Origin of the sequence: Sphingobacterium paludis (assembly GCF_004364125.1) — a bacterium.
Taxonomy (GTDB): Bacteria; Bacteroidota; Bacteroidia; order Sphingobacteriales; family Sphingobacteriaceae; genus Sphingobacterium; species Sphingobacterium paludis.
The window spans coordinates 15,494-32,986 of sequence record NZ_SNZV01000001.1; the positions used below are offsets into that span (position 1 = coordinate 15,494).

Sequence of the window (17,493 nt, forward strand, 5' to 3'; positions counted from 1 at the left end):
TTAAAGGACACATACCGGCGCATCCGTACCCTGAGGTACAGTGCAATGCGAATGAATGACGTAAAAAATTGACAACTACTGTTGTTGGATCGGAATTACACTGGAACCATCCGTAATTTTGTCGAGACCGGATAGGAGCACGCGGTCGCCACGGTTTAGGCCAGATGATACAATGTAATTATCTTTACTCGTTCCATTGATCGTAATGGAACGCCTTTCCACTTTATTGTCTTTATTTAACACGTATACAAATGTACGGTCTTGCAGCTCACTTGTTGCAATTTGTGGGATTTGAATGACATCTTTTTTTACTTCGGAGATCTTAAGCGTACCTGTGCTGCCGCTGCGCAGTATATTTTTCGTATTGGGGAACGATGCACGGAGCGAAATGGCGCCTGTTGTGCGGTCTACTTGTCCATTAACAGCATCCACGCGGCCTTTTTTTGCATATTCCTCACCATCTGCCAAGATCAATGTCGCTTCCGGGAAACTCAATTGATTATTACTAAGTACAATACCAGCCGCGCTATCTTGTTTTGCCTTTAGTTTGGTGAAGTATAGAAAATCAGACTCGTTCATGGAAAAGTAGACGAACACCTCCTGTACATCGGAAAGCACAGTTAGTGGTTCGTTATCCCCTTTACTGACCAAGTTTCCTATTCGCTTTGGGATGCGGCCTATGTAGCCGCTCACCGGCGCCGTCAAAATAGTGAATTCCTTATTTATCTGAGCACTACGTACTGCCGCGGTCGCTTGGTCTAATGAGGCCATAGCTACATCATACTCTGATTTCGCCGTCTGCAGGCGAACGTCGGAAATGACATCGTTCTCGACTAACGGACGTAAGCGCTCAACCTCTAATTTTGCATTTTCGAGCTTTGCTTTCGCTACGTTTTGCGTCGCCACCATATTGTTCAAAACTTCTTGATAAGCAGAGGCATCTACTTTGAATAATTTTTGGCCCTTTTGTACGAACGATCCCTCATCAACATAGATTTCCTGCAATATACCTTCCACCTGGGGACGAATTTCCACGTTAACCTTTCCCTCAATTGTTCCCAAATAGTCCTTTACCGTCACGGCATCGCTAATTTCCACCGTGTGCACCGGAAGAGCCACTGCCTTCGTCGCATTCTCATTTTCTTCGGATTTACCCGTACTGCAATTTGTCAAGCCGAGGGTGCTGGCTATCAATGTTACTATAAAAGCTATTTGTTTTAAATTAGAACTTTTTAAATTCATCTCTTCTCTTTATCTTGTACGACCTGTAATAAAATTGTAACGGTTTAGTTACATGATGTTTGCAAGTATAACATTTTTTACCGGAAATATGTTGGCTCTTTAACAATTCTTAACGTTAAAATCATGCCAAGATAATTCAAAATCATATTTTTTATATTAAATGAACAATATACTTGTTATAGAACACTTACAGTCAATTTTAGAGTTTATCCAACGCTGGTATTGGGTGCCTTTGCTGCTGCTTTACTTTGGTGTAATAAGTACCATTCTTATTGAAAACAGAAACCCTACAAAAACAATCTCATGGGTGTTGGTAATCGTGTTTTTGCCGGTTATGGGCCTGCTACTTTACTACCTTTTCGGGCAGAAGTTCAATAAGGTAAAGCGTATCAAGCGCATCAACCAGGCGCAGGCTATTCGCTTGAAAAAGGAGTGGCAGCATCTGGAACCTTATATGGAGGAAGACATTTTGCATATTGCCACAAAAATAGGAAGTCTTTCTCGTGTTTTCACATTTTTAAAAAACGAACGCCTTTCGTCACCTACAATTGGCAACAAGGTGGCGCTACTGATCAATGGCGAAAACAAGTTTCCGGACTTATTGCGTAGCATACGTGCGGCCAAACACTCCATTCACTTGGAGTATTACATCTTTGACTTAGATCAGATCGGTTTGGACGTGTTAAATGCATTGGAAGCTAAAGCGGCAGAAGGCCTGCAAGTGCGGCTGTTAGTTGATAGTTTTGGCTCAGCAGATTTGATTAAATACATGGCCAAACAACAGCAGTCCAGGATATTGTTCAAGCCATTCATGCCGGTTACGTTCACCTCTCTTGCTAACAGCAACTATCGAAATCATCGTAAGGTAGCGGTAATTGATGCTGCGGTGGGTTACGTTGGCGGAATAAATATATCGGATCGTTACATTAACAGTGCCGTTAACAAGAACGCTACCTATTGGCGCGACACCACGGTGAAAATAGAAGGTCCGGCAATCAACATGCTGCAGATCGGCTTCTGGAATTCCTGGAATCTGGCAGATGGTCGTCCATTTCTTCTGAGCGATGGCTATCTGCGGAGCATACCGTCTGATGAGAAGCCGGGCGAAGCTGCAACCTCCTTTGTCTCCAGCGATCCGGCCTCTGCTGCACCCTACAATATGGAAGCTATTCTAATCGCAATTGGAGAAGCGGATAAAAAAATACAATTGATCACGCCCTACTATATTCCGAGTGATGAACTTGCAACGGCGTTACAAGTTGCTGCTGCAGCGGGTTTGCATGTCGAGCTCATATTGCCGGAAAAATCAGACAGCTACATCGTGCAACATGCCAGCTTATCCTTCGTAAAACCTTTGTTGGAAAGAGGCGTGCATGTTTATTTTTATAAGAAAGGCTTTATACATGCAAAGACGATCAATATTGACGGGAAATTGTCGTTTATCGGAACGGTAAACTTGGACACACGAAGCTTCTATATTAATTACGAGGTGGCTGCTGTGATATCCGATGCTGCACTGTGTTCGCAATTGGAAAGACAGTTTGAGCTTGATAAGCTTGACGCAGAGCGGATGACATTGCGCGAATGGAAGAAACGGAAAGCATGGAAAAGAGGTCTTGATTCGGTTTGTCGACTATTGGCCCCACTGTTATAAGCTGTTAAATTCTTCATTTTTGCAATAAAAATCAATATATTTAGCTCCGCGAAAAATGTGTATATTGATGAAAAGATTTCCTATTTGGCTGTTTGCCCTTTTCTTTCTTTGTTCCTCAAAGCAAAGTTTAGGCCAGCAGCTACCCACAATCCCTATTAATACTGTAGTCGAAAAAGTACAAAAATATTTTGGCGTTTACCCGGTTGAAAAGGTGCATGTGCACTTCGATAAGCCTTATTACGCGGTGGGCGACACGCTATGGTTTAAAACCTACCTCAATCATAATCTCTATGAGTATGCCCCTAGTAAAATCATTTACGTCGAAATGCTTTCCAGCAAGGATTCGCTGATCCAAACCTTTCGGGTGCCTTTAAAGGGCAATAGCGGGAAAGGACAGCTGGTGCTTGATCCGCAGTTTGTATCGCAAGATAACTATCGGTTTCGTGCCTATACCAAATGGATGGCAAATTTTGATCCGGACTATTTCTTCAATAAGATTGTGCCGGTGGGGGATGCCATCAATAAAAAATTAGGTGCCGATATTACCTTCAATCCAGAGGGCACAAATAAAACAAAAGCAAGTATTCAATTTAGAGATCGCTCCGGCAATCTGTTGGGCAGGCGTAAAATCTCCTGGGAGGCCATTGATGGTTGGGATCCTTTTGACAAGGGGAAAGGAGAGACTGACGACATGGGGCGCGTTAATATCAACCTGACGATTAAGGAGCGCGAATACCTTAAAAAGGGGCGTCTAATCGTGCGGGTAGACGGCGACAAACTTGAGCCTGCGCTTGTTGGCAACTACTCTCTACAGCATGCGTTGTGGGATGCCGATGTACAGTTTTTCCCAGAAGGCGGCGATCTTCTTGCCGGTCTTTCCAAAAAAGTTGCCTTCAAAGCCAGTAACGCAGTAGGTAAGGGACTAAAGATCTCTGGAAAGGTTGTCGATAGCAAAAAGAAAGAGGTGGCATCGTTCACAGATTTAGCTTTCGGAATGGGATCATTTGAGTTTGTACCTGTTCTAGGCGAAAAATATAAAGCTAATATCTCTTTTGAGAACGGCACACAACGTACGGTTGATCTGCCCGAGGTAAAAGCAGAAGGAATAAACGTGGTGTTGTTGAAAGACGACGGTACGAATCTGCAAGTAGGCTTGGTGGCAAACGATGCGTTCTACGAAAAGGCGACCAACCAACCCTTTTACATCTTAGGGCAATCTAATGGTCATCTGGTCTATGCTGCGCAAGCAACGCTAAAAAATTCTTCTGTGCTGGTCAATATTCCCAAGGATAAATTGCCCAATGGGATCGTCCAATTGAGCATTTTGCAGCCCGACGGTAAATTTATTAGTGAACGGCTTGTTTTCAACCAATCCCAGCCGCTATTGGATATTGCGGTAAAAACCGACAAAACCAGTTACACGCAAAAAGAAGCGGTCAAGCTATCGTTGCATGTTGCGCCAAAAGATTCGCTGCAAGGGAACTATTCCATTTCTGTTATCGACGAGTCTAAAGTTCCTTACAACGACGATCAGGATCTCGGAATTTTAAGCAATTACCTGTTAACCTCGGATTTAAAAGGCTACGTCGAGCAACCGAATTACTATTTTAATGAAAAGCACGAGAATAGGATGGAGGCGCTAAACAACCTGCTGATGACACAAGGTTTCCGACGTTTTTCTTATGACGACCTTATCGCCGAGAGGTTGCCGCAGGCACGCTTCTTGCCCGAGCAAGGTATTTCGCTAACCGGAACATTGCGTTTAAATACCGGGCGTACCTTCCCGAATGGTGGGCTTCTGCTTTCTGTTCCTGCACGTAATCTCCGGAAAGATACCTACACGGATGTTAATGGACGTTTTGTTTTTGAGAACTTGGTATTTCCCGATTCGTCGAAAGTGACCATCAGTGCCCGAGGTAACGATAACTTTCGGAATTTGGTGATTAATATGGACCCGACGGAGTTTCCAGGCATTGATCAAGGCAATCCTTACACCGGAAACAATTTGCCAAACATTGACAACGCGATGAAGGCCTACCTCACGAATAGTAAAAATGAATATAGAACATCCATATTAATCGATGAGGTCGAGGTCACAGCTGTGCAACGGAAGACCGTTACGAGTAAGGAGTTTTCTGCGTTATCGGGGCTTTCTATGCCCGAGCATCGAATTGAAGCTAATCGCATTACGGGTTGTAACGTGTTGACCATGTGTTTGTCTACGCTGCTAACCGGTATTACCTACGACAATCAAACCTTGAAGTATTATGTTTCCCGCAATTACAACCAAGGCAGCCGCGTTCCGGTACAGTTTTTCCTCAACGGCATGCCTATTGACGAACCATCGTTAAATTCTATCCAACCTGCAGAAATTGAAGCCATAGAGATTTTCCTTCGGGATGATTTGGGGACTGTAAGTAGAACCTATCAAAACGATGGCGTTGTATCTATTTTAACGAAGAAAAATGAGCAGAAGAAACAGCCTCGAATGTCGCTTGCCGAGATTGAAAGTATGCTTCCGAAAACGAATATCATCGATATGATGCCGTTGGGTTATGTGAAGGAAAGGGAGTTCTATACGCCTAAGTATATCACGCCGGAAAGCAAAAATACGAATGACTACAGAACGACAATTTATTGGAACCCCGATGTTCAGTTGGATAGTCAAGGTAATGCTACCTTCCAATTCTTTAATGCCGATGGCAATGGGAAGTATAAAGTGGTTGTTGAGGGCCAAGATCAACTTGGAACTATCGGCCGTACGGTGTACTATTATAACGTTAAATAGTAGCCTGGCGTGACGTAGCAGGGTTTACTCGCAATAATTTGGAGAAAGTGCTTGTCAACAGCGTTGATTGTGTGTTTAACACCTTCGCTATGGGGAAAGCACCTTCTTTTTTTTTGCAGGTACGCTAATAGGAAATGAGGTTGGCTCGACGCTTAGTCCAGTTTGTCGGCCCCTGAACATGTAGGGTAAAGGATACGATATTAGCGGTTCGTTGGCTCGCTGTCGATTTCCAGTTCCGTCTGTTTTACTAAGACAGCATAGGAACTCGGGATTATTCCTTTGCCATAGCGAACGGCATAATTCTTTGTAAACTCTGCTCCGAAATAAAGAATGGCGGCAGAATAATATACGAAAGCCAATAGAATGATAACGGAACCCGCAGCACCGAATGAGCTGGCGGTAGCGTTATTCGTCAAGTAATATGATATTAGAGATTTTCCCAACAAGAATAGGAGTGTTGTGAAGATAGCGCCCCAAAGGATATCGCGGAAACGAACTTTAGCATCCGGCAAAAGCGCGAATATAAATCCGAACAATGTCGTGATAACTAAAAAGGAAACAACGGAATTGATCATTCCAATAAGATGCATATCCAAATCCGGCAGGTATCTTACTGTAAAATTCATCAGCACGCCAATGATACTGCTGAGTATAAGCGAAGTCATGAGCAAGAAGCCAAGGCCAATGACCATCGAAAAGGAGATCAATCTATCAAAAATAATTTTTAGCCATCCCTTTTTCGGCTTCGCCTTCACCCGCCAGATTTCGTTGATAGAGGTCTGGATATCTACAAAAATGGTGGTAGAGGAAAATATTAGCGCGCCGATACCCACATAAACGCCAATGCTATTTTTACTTTCGAACGATATTCGTTTGATAGCAGAGTCGAGCATATTGGCGATATCGTTGCCGAACAATTGATTAAGCTCGCCCATGATTTCGTCCCGGGCGCCGGTGGGACTGTCAAGCTGGCTGCCATAAAAAAAGCCGAGCGCCCATATCAAAATCAGAATCAGCGGACCTATTGAAAATACGGTATAGTAAGCCAGTGACGCGCTCTTCTTCAAACATTTATCATCCAAAAAATCGTTTATAGTACCGTATAACAGAAGGCCAAAACCTTTTAATTTTTGGCCAATTGTTTCTTTTTCCATGTGTTAATGTTCTTCGTATATCTTGTTGATGATCGCTTCTGTATTTTTAAGGATCACCTTTCGTTTTAAACTTAATTTTGGGGTAAGTTCGCCACCGTCAATGGTCCATTCTTTACCCAGTATCTTAAATTTTTTCACTTTTTCCCATTGTCCAAAATCGTTATTCAGGCGGTCGATCTCTTTTTGATATTTATCAATGACCTCCTCGTTTTCGATAAGTTCTTCTTTGGAATGAAAGGATAGCCCTTTGTGTTTGGCCCATTTCTCCAGCTCTTCAAAGGCTGGAACAATCAAGGCTGCCGGAAAGCGCTGATTTTCGCCCACGACCATGACCTGTGCAATGAGCGTAGATTCCATGAATTTGTTTTCAAGAGCTTGCGGCGCTACATACTTTCCGCCCGCCGTTTTAAACATCTCTTTCTTCCTGTCTGTGATCTTCAGAAAGCCATCTGGGGTGAGCTCACCGATATCGCCCGTATGAAAAAAGCCCTGCTCATCGATTGCTTCTTTGGTAGCCTCTTCATTCTTAAAATAGCCGGATGTAATGCTAGGTCCTTTAACCAATATCTCACCATCAGGAGCGATTTTTACTTCAAGATTTTTCAGCACGCGGCCCACAGTTCCAAATTTAACATCCGTTTCCACATGCGAGTTTACCGCAATGACGGGCGAAGTTTCTGTCAAACCGTAGCCTTCCAAGACCTTGATTCCCGCAGCCCAAAAGACGCGTCCTAAGCGCTCTTGAAGGGCGGCGCCACCGGATATAATCAACTCGATGTTGCCGCCGAGAGCCTCCTTCCACTTAGAAAAAATTAATTTACGTGCGATAGCAAGCTGCACGTTGTAGATGAAGCCGTTCTTGGGTGGCTCTTGATAACGATGGCCCAAATCCAACGCCCAGAAAAACAACTTCTTTTTAATACCAGTTAGTGCTTTGCCTTTTTCGACTACTTTGTCATATACTTTTTCCAGTACCCGAGGAACGGTCGTGAAAATCTGCGGTTTAACGTCATTAATTTCGACGACGATATTGTCAAGGTTTTCTGCATAATAAATTTGAATGCCTTTGGATAGGTAAAGATAGACCACCATACGCTCAAAAATATGGCAGAGCGGCAGGAAGCTTAGTGCGGTGCGTGCATGTGCGGGCACCAAGTGTCCTGAAGCTTCGACATTGCTGAGAATATTTCCGTGGGTAAGAAACACACCTTTCGGCTTTCCAGTGGTTCCAGACGTATATATCAAGGTCAGTAAGTCATCGCTGCCTACTGTTGCGCGTATAGGCTCCAAGTCGGTATCCAAGGATTCACCTTTTTTGAGCAACTCTTCGTAGGATGTTTTTCCATCGACGTCGTCAAACGTGTATACGTCAATAGCTAGCTGATGGTCTTCTATGGCCTGATCTATTTTTTTCGACAAATCGGCATTGCTCACAAAGACCAGTTTTGCTCCAGCATCATTAACGATATAGGAAAGGTCTTGGGCCGATAATGTTGGGTACAAGGGAACAATGGCTACGCCCAACTGATTACATGCGAAGTCGGCGATATTCCATTCGGGTCTGTTCCCAGACATTAAGGCCACCTTATCGCCTTTTCTTAGACCCTTGTCCAGCAATGCTTTGCTGAGGTTGTCTACGCTTTTAACGAAATCGTCGGTAGCATATTTTACCCATTTACCATTTCTTTTGCCGGCAAGCATAGTGGGTTGTGCATACTCCGATTTGTAACGTTCTATAATATCAAATAACCGAATAAGTTTGTTCATATGCATCAAAAATTAGTGGTTTATAATAGTATGTTATCGTACTACTAATATAATGCTTTACAGATGAACGAGCGAATTGTTCGAAAAAAATGTAAGTAAATGATAACAGATTTTAACTTTTTGCATGTGAAAAAAAGTACTATTTTTGACCTACATTAAATATAGTACGTACATGAATAAAGCAAGTTGGCTAATATTGACACTCGGAATCATGCTACTTTCTTTCGGGAAAGTTTCAGCGCAGTTGGATACACAGCACGCCGTAGGCGGGCGCTTTGGTAGTGCGACCGGATTTTCTTATCGTTATACCTTAGCGGAAGATAGAGCGGTGCAAGGAATTATGAGTTTGCAAAGTAATTCAAAATCAAGACGGTTCCGATTGGTCGGGTTGTACGAATTCCATAAGCCACTTGCGGAAAACTTTACTTGGTTTTATGGCTTCGGTGGTAGTGTGGGAAGTTCCCGCGATAAGGATGTGGTTACTACGACAACGAATCCAGACGGCTCGGTCACCACTAGGCGTACGGACAACAAATCCGAGCTCGCTTTAAGTATTGATGGTATTATCGGTGTCGAATATGCGATACCAACAACACCGCTATCGATATCGGTAGACTTAAAACCATATTTTGACTTTCTTCAAGAAAGCTCAATTCGGCTGATCGACCCATTCGGTTTGACGATTCGTTATAAGTTTTAGAACGCATTGTCTATAAAAAAAGCCTTCTTTACGCCGTTTTTTTTGTAAAGGAGGCTTTTTTAGCTTCAGGGCTAGGCGAAGCTATGCAGGTTTGCCGTGTTTTAAGACTCCACAACAGAGAGCCATATCCTTCCTCGTTCTTTCTGCTGTTCGGTCGCGTCTATTCTGGGCTGTATACTCCAAAGCTGTTTCCGACAGTAGCGAAGCGGTGTATGGATCGTGCGTATGCGGCCGTCACGGGCGATAAGTAAGTCGACAATGTCTTCGTACTGTCCTTGAGCCAACGCGAAATCGAGTTCCTTGCCTGCGCTGTCTAAACGGTTTCCATTAATAGCAATAAGTTCGTCGTTGACATTCAAGCCCGCATCCCAAGCGCCCGATGATCGCTCCACATTCTTGATAAAAAGCCTACCATCCTGCTCAACGATGCGTATACCGAGCGAAAGCTCTTGGCTATCTTGGTTGAGGTCGATGAGTTCAAAGCCCACCTCCCGGAAGAACCGGTTGTAATCCAGTTCTACCGTGTTATGTGCAGCATCAAAAATTTCGCCTAGATCAACGCCAGTCACGCGTTCTGCTAAGCGGCGGAATTCGTCTTCCTCGAAGCCTCTACCTTCCTTTTTGTAGAACGTGTTGTAGGCTTCACGTAGCACATCGTCGAGTCGCAATTTACCCTGCGTGCGGGCAATGATGTGTGTATCCAAAGCGACCGCAAGCATTGCTCCTTTATTGTAGTAGGATATACTGCTATTGATGGAGTTTTCATCCGGGCGGTATTGTTTAATCCATGTGTCGAAGCTGGCTTGTGCTGCGGATTGTACGCGATGCCCCGCTCTATTGTATACGAGGTTAAACTCATTGGCTAAAGCGTTTAAATATTCTTTAACAGAATAGAAACCACAACGACGGATGATAAGATTGTCATAGTAAGCGGTGAAACCTTCCATGATCCAGAGTCCGGCAGTGTAGTTCTCTGCATCATAATTGAACGGACCAAGTGCTTTGGGTCTGAGGCGCTTCACATTCCATAGATGGAAATATTCGTGAGCGGCCAGGCTTAAAAAATTCTTGTAAGCTGCATCTATTTTATAGGCATTCCGACTCGCCGCCAGCACGGTAGAATTGAGGTGTTCGAGGCCACCACTACCTGCATTGTAGTTGTGTGTTATGAAGACATAATTGCTGTTCGGATTTTCACCCCATATCGCGGTCTCCTGCTCGATTATTTTTACTAAGTCGCTCGTAAGTTGCTGTTTGTTATAAGAGCCGCCACCCACCATGGCAAATTCATGCTGCACGCCCGCCGCTTCAAAGTGCCAAATATCTTGGTTTCCTATTTCTAGAGGGGAGTCGAAGAGCGTGTCGAAATTATCTGCGTAGTAGGTATTGCTTGCTGTAGGAAGCTTGGGTAACCCTGTAGAAATGCTAGCCCATTGCTCGGGCAGATGCACAGTAACTTGGCAGGGTTGATGCGAAAGACCGTCTATGTATAGAAATGTCGCGGCGGGGCTGATGAAAGCATGATCAGCATCAATGAAATTGGTGCGCACCGATACTTCAAAGCCGTAGATGCGGTAAAAAACATGAATGGGCCCCGCATTTTTGCCTGCAGCAACGCGCCAAGTATTTTTTGATGTTTTCTCGCAGGCCAGCTTTCCGTTGGCGGAGGTAGCATAAAGATGCTCTATATGGCGGGAATATTCCCTCACTAAGTAGGAGCCCGGTGTCCAAACCGGCATTTTCAAGTCTATGTGGTCGCTCTCTACGTGGGGAATAAGCATTTCGATTTCGGCGTAGTGCGCTTGTGGCTCTTTAAAGGAAATAGAAAAATGTATAGCGGATTCAGACATGTATTGTGCTTTTATCAAATGATCCCCACAAAACTAAACTTATTCTTCGGCACATCCAACGGATAATGGAAAAGGAACAAACTTTATGTATTTTAATCATTATCTTTGGGCTATAGATTATTTGAACAGTATTTATGATTTTAGTTGCCGATAGCGGATCCTCGAATTCAGATTGGATGCTTAACCTGCCTGATAGTAAGCCCTTATCTTTTCGTACCAAAGGTCTAAATCCTTTTTTCGTCAATGAGAAAGAGATTGCGAAAGTGATGAAAGAGGTGCCGGAGATTTTGCCCTATGCAAATGAAATTCATGAAGTATACTTTTTTGGTGCAGGCTGCGTGACACCAGATCGAAGAGAGATCGTGTCGAACGCGCTTACCGAGATATTTCCTACGGCTTTCATCAATGTGGAGAGTGATTTGTTAGGCTGTGCATATGCCACATGTGGCGACAAAAAGGGCTACGTATCTACTATTGGGACAGGGTCTGATATCGGTTTTTTTGATGGGGAGCATTTAACCACGGGCGTACACGGTGTAGGCTATGTATTGGGCGATGAAGGTTCGGGCGCTTGGTTTGGCAAGCAGCTAATTACTGCCTTTCTGTATGATAAAATGCCCAAAGATTTGACAAAAAAATTTTCCGAGCAGTACCGCTTAAATAAAGATATCGTCATTAAGAATGTTTACCAACGCGATCGGCCGAATGCTTATTTAGCATCTTTCGCTGAATTTATGGCCGAAAATCGCCTGCATCCTTATATTGATACCTTGCTACGGAATGGTTTCGACGAGTTTGTCCGTACAAATATTATGACCTACCCGGATTATTGGGAATACAAGGTCCACTTTGTCGGCCGTATCGCATATCACTTCGATCTGCAACTTCGGGAGGTCTGTGAAGTACTCGGCGTAAAAATGGGCGCTATTTTAAAAAGTCCGATGGAACATTTATTCCATTTTATTGTTGATAGAGAAACAAAGTTAATACAAGAATAATAACATATGACAGTCATGAGCACCATTATGTTGCTGGTTTCCATGTTTGCACCAGCCACATCTATTTACGATTTTACATTCACCTCCATCGATGGTGAAGAAATAAACATGGCCAATTTTAAAGGTAAAAATATTTTGATCGTTAATACCGCTTCAAAATGTGGATTTACTAAACAGTACAAAGATTTGCAAGCTTTGCATGAGCAGTATGGAAAAGATTTGGTGATTATAGGTTTTCCTGCCGATAATTTTGGAGGCCAGGAGCCGGGAACGAATGAGGAAATCCAGGACTTTTGCGAGAAAAACTATGGCGTTACCTTCTTGTTGTCGGAGAAAGTCGATGTGAAGGGAAAAGATATGGATCCACTGTTTAAATATTTGACAGGAGCTGAAAATGCTGACTTCACCGGTGATATCAATTGGAACTTCGAAAAATTCCTAATCGGTAAAGATGGTAAGTTAGTCCATCGCTACAGATCCAAGGTCAATCCATTGGATGCAAGCATTACCTCGCAGCTGAAATAAGCTGCATTATACATAAAAAAAGACTCCGAAAGAGTCTTTTTTTATGTATAATGGCGGGACCATTTATAAACTAATTTTGTTACGGGTAAAAATACCAAGTTTATAGCTATCGACCAAAGCGCTTACGTTAAGCTTTAAGCGATTTACTTTTATAGGTTGTAATAACAGGATCGGCAACGCGGCTCATAGATATCATGCTCACCAAGTAAGACGCGCTCTTCCTGTGCGGAAATACGGAAAGAATAGTTCGCGGGTGCACCACATTGCATACATACCGCGTGCACTTTGGTAACATGCTCTGCAATGGCCATTAAGGCTGGTATTGGCCCGAAAGGCTTTCCTTTAAAATCCATGTCAAGTCCCGCAACAATAACCCGAACCCCCGCATTTGCGAGTTGTACACAGACGTTTGGAAGCTCATCATCGAAAAACTGAGCTTCGTCTATCCCTACGACTTTAGTATCGGCACTAAGCAGCAAGATAGCAGATGAGTGGGAGATAGGCGTTGAGGGTATACTATTGCTATTGTGCGATACGACAGCGCGCTCATCATAGCGAATATCAATCGCGGGTTTAAAAATTTCAACAGGCAGCTTTGCAAACTGCGCGCGTCTCATTCGGCGGATAAGTTCTTCCGTTTTTCCGGAAAACATCGAGCCGCAAATCACTTCGATACTTCCTACCTGGGAATTTTTCTGAATAAAGGTGTGTTCGGAAAACAGCATGTTGTTGTTTATGATAGTTGACAAAGAGCCGCTTAACGTATCTTAAAACTTCTCCTTGAATCTGTGCTAATATCAGAATTATATCTTAAATTTGAACGAAGGAAATGAGCTGTGTGGCGGAATGACATAGCTATCAGTTCATTTTTTTTTTCCACATATCTGCGAACGGAAGTAACGGCATGTGGACCTAGAAAAATAAATACAGACAAAATATGGCGTATACAAAAGAATCTATTTTTTCCAAAATTGGCGAGTTGTTGGTGGAGCTTAATGACGGCTATACGGAACTGTCAGAATCTGATGCGGGAAGCAAATCCGTTGACATCTTATTACTGGAAGCAAAAGCAAAGTTTTTGGCCACGCATCTGGAAGTGTTAAGACAATTGGAATCTGTCAGCACGCAAGATTCATCCGTAACGAAAAGTGAGGCTGATGAAGCTGAAAGTGAGACCAGACAGGAAATCATTTTTACGCCACCTACAGCGTTGGACGAAGCCATCGACCAACAACCAGTCGAAGAAGAAATCGAAGAAGAGCAAGCTCCTCCGGCAGAAGAATCGTCAAGTGCGCCAGAGCCTGTTGAAAAATCTGAAGAAAAGCAATCTACTGCGATATCGCCAGAGGCGAATGCCGATAAAGCTGTATCTGAAAATCTATTTTCCAAGCCTGAGGCGGTTTCCGAAAATGAGGGGGCTCCGCAGGATACAGAGGAAAAGATATCCGCCAGCAGCAATTCCGAACAACAAGCTGAAAAGATTGTCGAAAATGAAGTGGCGGAAGTTGTTGTGCATGAGGTGATACAAGAGCCAAAGGAAATTGTGCTTGAAACGAAGCCAGTGCAGGAAGAAGCAAAGCCTACCCGGCCTTTGACGTTGAATGAAATGCTTCAACAGCAGCGTCAGGCACAGGGAGGACTTAGCCAAGTGCGTAATAATACAACAGCGACGCCGCCTGTGAAAGCTCCAGAAAGCAAAGTCATAGATCTTAAAACGGTGATCAACCTCAATGATAAATTACTATTTATTAAGGATTTGTTTAACGGCTATTCTTTAGCCTACAGCGAAGCGATAGAGCTGTTGAACCGATATAATACGTTCGCGGAAGCGGATGTGTTTTTACAAACAAATTACGCACTGAAAAACAATTGGGCTGATAAGCCCCAGACAGTGGAGAAGCTATATGCCGTGCTCCGGAAAAAATTTATGTAACGTGCACATCGGCAATGAGGAGAAAGGCTTTCTATCGAAATGGTGGAAAGCCTTTTTTTAAGCTACATTTTTAAGTTAAATCAAACTTTACCCAATCCTGACCTTGATGCCCATAGATAAAGTACTTGGGTTGTAATATTTCAGCGCATATTTCCACATCGACCAAAAAATCATCGGCATGTAGGCCGAGGTCAGTTTTTTGTATAATGTAAACTTGGTTCGCCGTCACGGCATCGGTTCGAGCAAGCAAATCATCTTCCAGAAGCGTGCCGATTTCACTGTATAGGCTTTCGTTTTCCTGAATGATTAACAAGATCGATGGGTTGTCAAACTTTTCCTGTAACAGACTGCCGCCCGCAATCTGAACACTATCCATCAGCTGTTCATTATAAATTGGTTCAAATCCAGAGCGCTGCTCGACGATTAGTACCGTTGGTCGTTGCTCCTGCGGGATAAACTTCAGTTTGTGAATCAGGATATTGATTTCTTCATCAAGGTATTCCGCTTCGTGCGGGGCATTTTGCAGTTTTTCGTTGTATAAATGTGTATAGAAATGAAGTTCTTCCATGCGAATCGATTTGACTTGACAAATTTACGTAAGCGATACGTAAGAACCTAATCCGGGTGCTTTAATGTGCACGAATGGCATATAATTTGTAAATTGCATAAGTAAAAATAACAGTACAACTATGTTCGATAAATTAATGCAGGCTCAGCAAAAGGCTGAAGAAGTTAAAAAGAGATTGGATGGTATTTCCGTTTCGGGAGAAGCCGAGGGTGGAAAGATCCGGATTATTGCTTCGGCGAACAAAGAGATCAAAGAGGTTATCATCGACCCTGATTTTTTGGCACAGGCCGACAAGGAAGAGCTGGAGGAGCTGCTTATCGTCGCGTTGAACAAGACTTTGCAACAGGCAGAAAACGTAAGTCAGTCAGAGATGCAAGCGATGTCACAAGACTTACTTGGTGGTCTTGGCGGGTTAGGAAATCTGTTCAATAAATAAAGGAGGAAAACATGAACGTTACGTATTACGGACAGTCGTGCGTAGAATTTGATTTTGACGGTACGAAAGTACTTTTGGATCCATTTATCACGTACAATGAGCTGGCCAACAATATTGATATCGCGACGATACGTCCCGATTACATCTTCTTGAGCCACTGCCACCAAGATCATGTCGCAGACCTCATTCCGATACAGAAAAATAGTGGCGCAACCGTTGCGGCTATTGTGGAAACGGCAGCTTGGGCAAAAGCTCAGGGGGTTCCGGAAGATAAGGTGATCGACTACAATTTTGGGGGAACGCTGGATTTGCCTTTTGGCCGTGTCAAGATGGTGTATGCTTTGCACACCAACAGTACGCCCGAGGGAGATTATGCGGGTGTGCCCGTAGGCTTCGTTTTCTTTGTTGGCACGAAAAAGATCTATTTTGCAGGTGATACCGGTTTGACCTTAGAAATGAAGCTATTGGAAGATCTGGAACTTGACTGGGCTTTCTTGCCTATAGGGGGGCATTATACGATGGATGTGGACGACGCCATTCGCGCTGCCCGTTTTATAAACTGTAAAAATATCATCGGTATCCACTACGATACGTTCCCGCCGATTCGTATAGACCGGGAAGCTGCCAAGCGAAAATTTGATGAGCAAGGTTTAACATTACATTTGCCCAGCGTAGGTGAAAACCTTACGCTCTAAGTAAATCCATCGTGCGAAGCTGATAACAATGGGCACTTTCATCTGAAGATTCTTTCGATCGATATAGCCCATTGCTGCAGTACGGATAGGTTTAATCATAAGATTAGAAGATTCAGTAAAATCGCTACTTGGATAATAAGGATAAGATAAAGGCCCGGATGCGATAGCATTCCGGGCCTTTATTATGGTATGACCTGCGCTGTTTATAAGCGGCTACTAGGCGTTCTTAGCTGCTCGGTTGATATGAAAAACAACAAGGTCGTCAATCGGTGAACGAAGGATTTTCCCTACTTTCATATTGTACTGTGATGCTTTTTCTTCTAAAACATTTCTGAAATTATACCCGACAGAACCGATACAGTTAAACGTGTAGTTTTGATAATCTGGGTATTTGCTTACGAGATTGTTGAAAAAGGCTTCGAAAGCATCCTCAACAATTTTCCTCGTGTACTGGATATTTACATTATTGTCGTACACAAATTTGCTGAAACTTGCACAGAATCTGTTAGCCAACGGTTTGGTGTACACGTTGTCCATGATCTCATCTGGCGTAAGTTTATAGGTTTCGAAAAATGATTTCGCCACATCTTCAGGCATCAATCCGCGAATAAAATCCGTTAATAATTTCTTACCGATAAAGCTGCCGCTTCCCTCATCGCCTAAAATATAAGCGGCAGAATCGATATTGTGGGTGATGTCATGACCATCATAAATACATGTATTAGTTCCTGTACCCAGTATCGCCGCAAAACCTGATTGGTTGCCTAACAACGCGCGTGCAGCCGCTAATAGGTCGTGTCCAATTTCCACTTTGGCATTGGGGAAAACCTTCTGCATAGCGATTTCTACAATTTTCGCTTTTTCAGCATTGTGAACGCCTGCACCATAGTAATTCACCTCATTAATTTTGTCTAAAGGAAGATCTCCCGGAAGACCCTTTTTAAGCGAATTGACAATGTATTCACTATCAACGAAGTAAGGATTATAACCCTCGGTGTTGAAGTATATTTTTTTATTTGAGTCGTCTAACAAGCACCAGTTTGTTTTCGTAGACCCTCCGTCCGCAATGATAATCATTATAGATTTGGTTTTATTGTGTTATTTTGTTTGTTCTCTTATCAATTTCTTACACTAATGTCTCTTCGAAAATACATTTTTATGTTTAGAAATACGAATGTCCAAT

Annotated in this window: 15 protein-coding genes; 8 read left to right on the plus strand and 7 right to left on the minus strand. The window is 43.2% G+C overall.

What is annotated here, in order from left to right; genetic code table 11:
* Positions 1-75 precede the first annotated feature (75 nt).
* Positions 76-1,242, minus strand: coding sequence for an efflux RND transporter periplasmic adaptor subunit (locus B0I21_RS00065; protein ID WP_133638317.1), 1,167 nt, complete (start codon positions 1,240-1,242; stop codon positions 76-78).
* Between the two features lie 160 nt (positions 1,243-1,402).
* Here B0I21_RS00065 and cls point away from each other — a divergent pair, with 160 nt between their 5' ends.
* Both cls and B0I21_RS00075 read left to right on the plus strand, forming a co-directional pair.
* Complete coding sequence (gene cls / locus B0I21_RS00070; RefSeq protein ID WP_133638318.1) at positions 1,403-2,896, plus strand: cardiolipin synthase; 1,494 nt, start codon at positions 1,403-1,405, stop codon at positions 2,894-2,896.
* Between the two features lie 67 nt (positions 2,897-2,963).
* The gene (locus B0I21_RS00075; RefSeq protein WP_133638319.1) at positions 2,964-5,684 is read left to right on the plus strand and encodes a carboxypeptidase-like regulatory domain-containing protein; all 2,721 of its coding nucleotides are present in this window, start codon (positions 2,964-2,966) and stop codon (positions 5,682-5,684) included.
* 200 nt (positions 5,685-5,884) lie between these two features.
* Here the strand turns inward: B0I21_RS00075 and B0I21_RS00080 are convergent, their stop codons facing one another.
* A complete protein-coding gene (locus B0I21_RS00080; protein ID WP_133638320.1) occupies positions 5,885-6,838 on the minus strand; it encodes a YihY/virulence factor BrkB family protein in 954 nt (317 codons plus the stop codon).
* Between the two features lie 3 nt (positions 6,839-6,841).
* Positions 6,842-8,605, minus strand: coding sequence for an AMP-dependent synthetase/ligase (locus B0I21_RS00085; RefSeq protein WP_133638321.1), 1,764 nt, complete (start codon positions 8,603-8,605; stop codon positions 6,842-6,844).
* A gap of 172 nt (positions 8,606-8,777) precedes the next feature.
* On the opposite strand from B0I21_RS00085, the gene B0I21_RS00090 reads away from it, so the two are divergent.
* Positions 8,778-9,305, plus strand: a complete 528-nt coding sequence (locus B0I21_RS00090) for a hypothetical protein (protein WP_133638322.1) — start codon at positions 8,778-8,780, stop codon at positions 9,303-9,305.
* Positions 9,306-9,406: 101 nt separating this feature from the next.
* Here B0I21_RS00090 and B0I21_RS00095 read toward each other — a convergent pair whose 3' ends face one another.
* Positions 9,407-11,155, minus strand: a complete 1,749-nt coding sequence (locus tag B0I21_RS00095) for a M61 family metallopeptidase (protein ID WP_133638323.1) — start codon at positions 11,153-11,155, stop codon at positions 9,407-9,409.
* Positions 11,156-11,289: 134 nt separating this feature from the next.
* On the opposite strand from B0I21_RS00095, the gene B0I21_RS00100 reads away from it, so the two are divergent.
* Both B0I21_RS00100 and B0I21_RS00105 read left to right on the plus strand, forming a co-directional pair.
* Positions 11,290-12,153, plus strand: coding sequence for an N-acetylglucosamine kinase (locus tag B0I21_RS00100; RefSeq protein ID WP_133638324.1), 864 nt, complete (start codon positions 11,290-11,292; stop codon positions 12,151-12,153).
* Between the two features lie 15 nt (positions 12,154-12,168).
* The gene (locus B0I21_RS00105; RefSeq protein ID WP_133638938.1) at positions 12,169-12,678 is read left to right on the plus strand and encodes a glutathione peroxidase; all 510 of its coding nucleotides are present in this window, start codon (positions 12,169-12,171) and stop codon (positions 12,676-12,678) included.
* 149 nt (positions 12,679-12,827) lie between these two features.
* Here B0I21_RS00105 and B0I21_RS00110 read toward each other — a convergent pair whose 3' ends face one another.
* On the minus strand, positions 12,828-13,403 hold the full coding sequence (locus tag B0I21_RS00110; protein WP_133638940.1) for a thymidine kinase: 576 nt from the start codon (positions 13,401-13,403) through the stop codon (positions 12,828-12,830).
* A gap of 212 nt (positions 13,404-13,615) precedes the next feature.
* Here B0I21_RS00110 and B0I21_RS00115 point away from each other — a divergent pair, with 212 nt between their 5' ends.
* Positions 13,616-14,611, plus strand: a complete 996-nt coding sequence (locus B0I21_RS00115; RefSeq protein ID WP_133638325.1) for a hypothetical protein — start codon at positions 13,616-13,618, stop codon at positions 14,609-14,611.
* 70 nt (positions 14,612-14,681) lie between these two features.
* Here B0I21_RS00115 and B0I21_RS00120 read toward each other — a convergent pair whose 3' ends face one another.
* Positions 14,682-15,179: a hypothetical protein gene (locus B0I21_RS00120; protein WP_133638326.1), complete on the minus strand. Its 498-nt coding sequence runs from the start codon at positions 15,177-15,179 to the stop codon at positions 14,682-14,684.
* A gap of 97 nt (positions 15,180-15,276) precedes the next feature.
* On the opposite strand from B0I21_RS00120, the gene B0I21_RS00125 reads away from it, so the two are divergent.
* The gene (locus tag B0I21_RS00125) at positions 15,277-15,615 is read left to right on the plus strand and encodes a YbaB/EbfC family nucleoid-associated protein (protein WP_262708455.1); all 339 of its coding nucleotides are present in this window, start codon (positions 15,277-15,279) and stop codon (positions 15,613-15,615) included.
* Positions 15,616-15,626: 11 nt separating this feature from the next.
* A complete protein-coding gene (locus B0I21_RS00130; RefSeq protein ID WP_133638328.1) occupies positions 15,627-16,310 on the plus strand; it encodes a metal-dependent hydrolase in 684 nt (227 codons plus the stop codon).
* 216 nt (positions 16,311-16,526) lie between these two features.
* Here the strand turns inward: B0I21_RS00130 and B0I21_RS00135 are convergent, their stop codons facing one another.
* Positions 16,527-17,387: an N-acetylglucosamine kinase gene (locus B0I21_RS00135; protein ID WP_133638329.1), complete on the minus strand. Its 861-nt coding sequence runs from the start codon at positions 17,385-17,387 to the stop codon at positions 16,527-16,529.
* Positions 17,388-17,493: the final 106 nt, after the last annotated feature.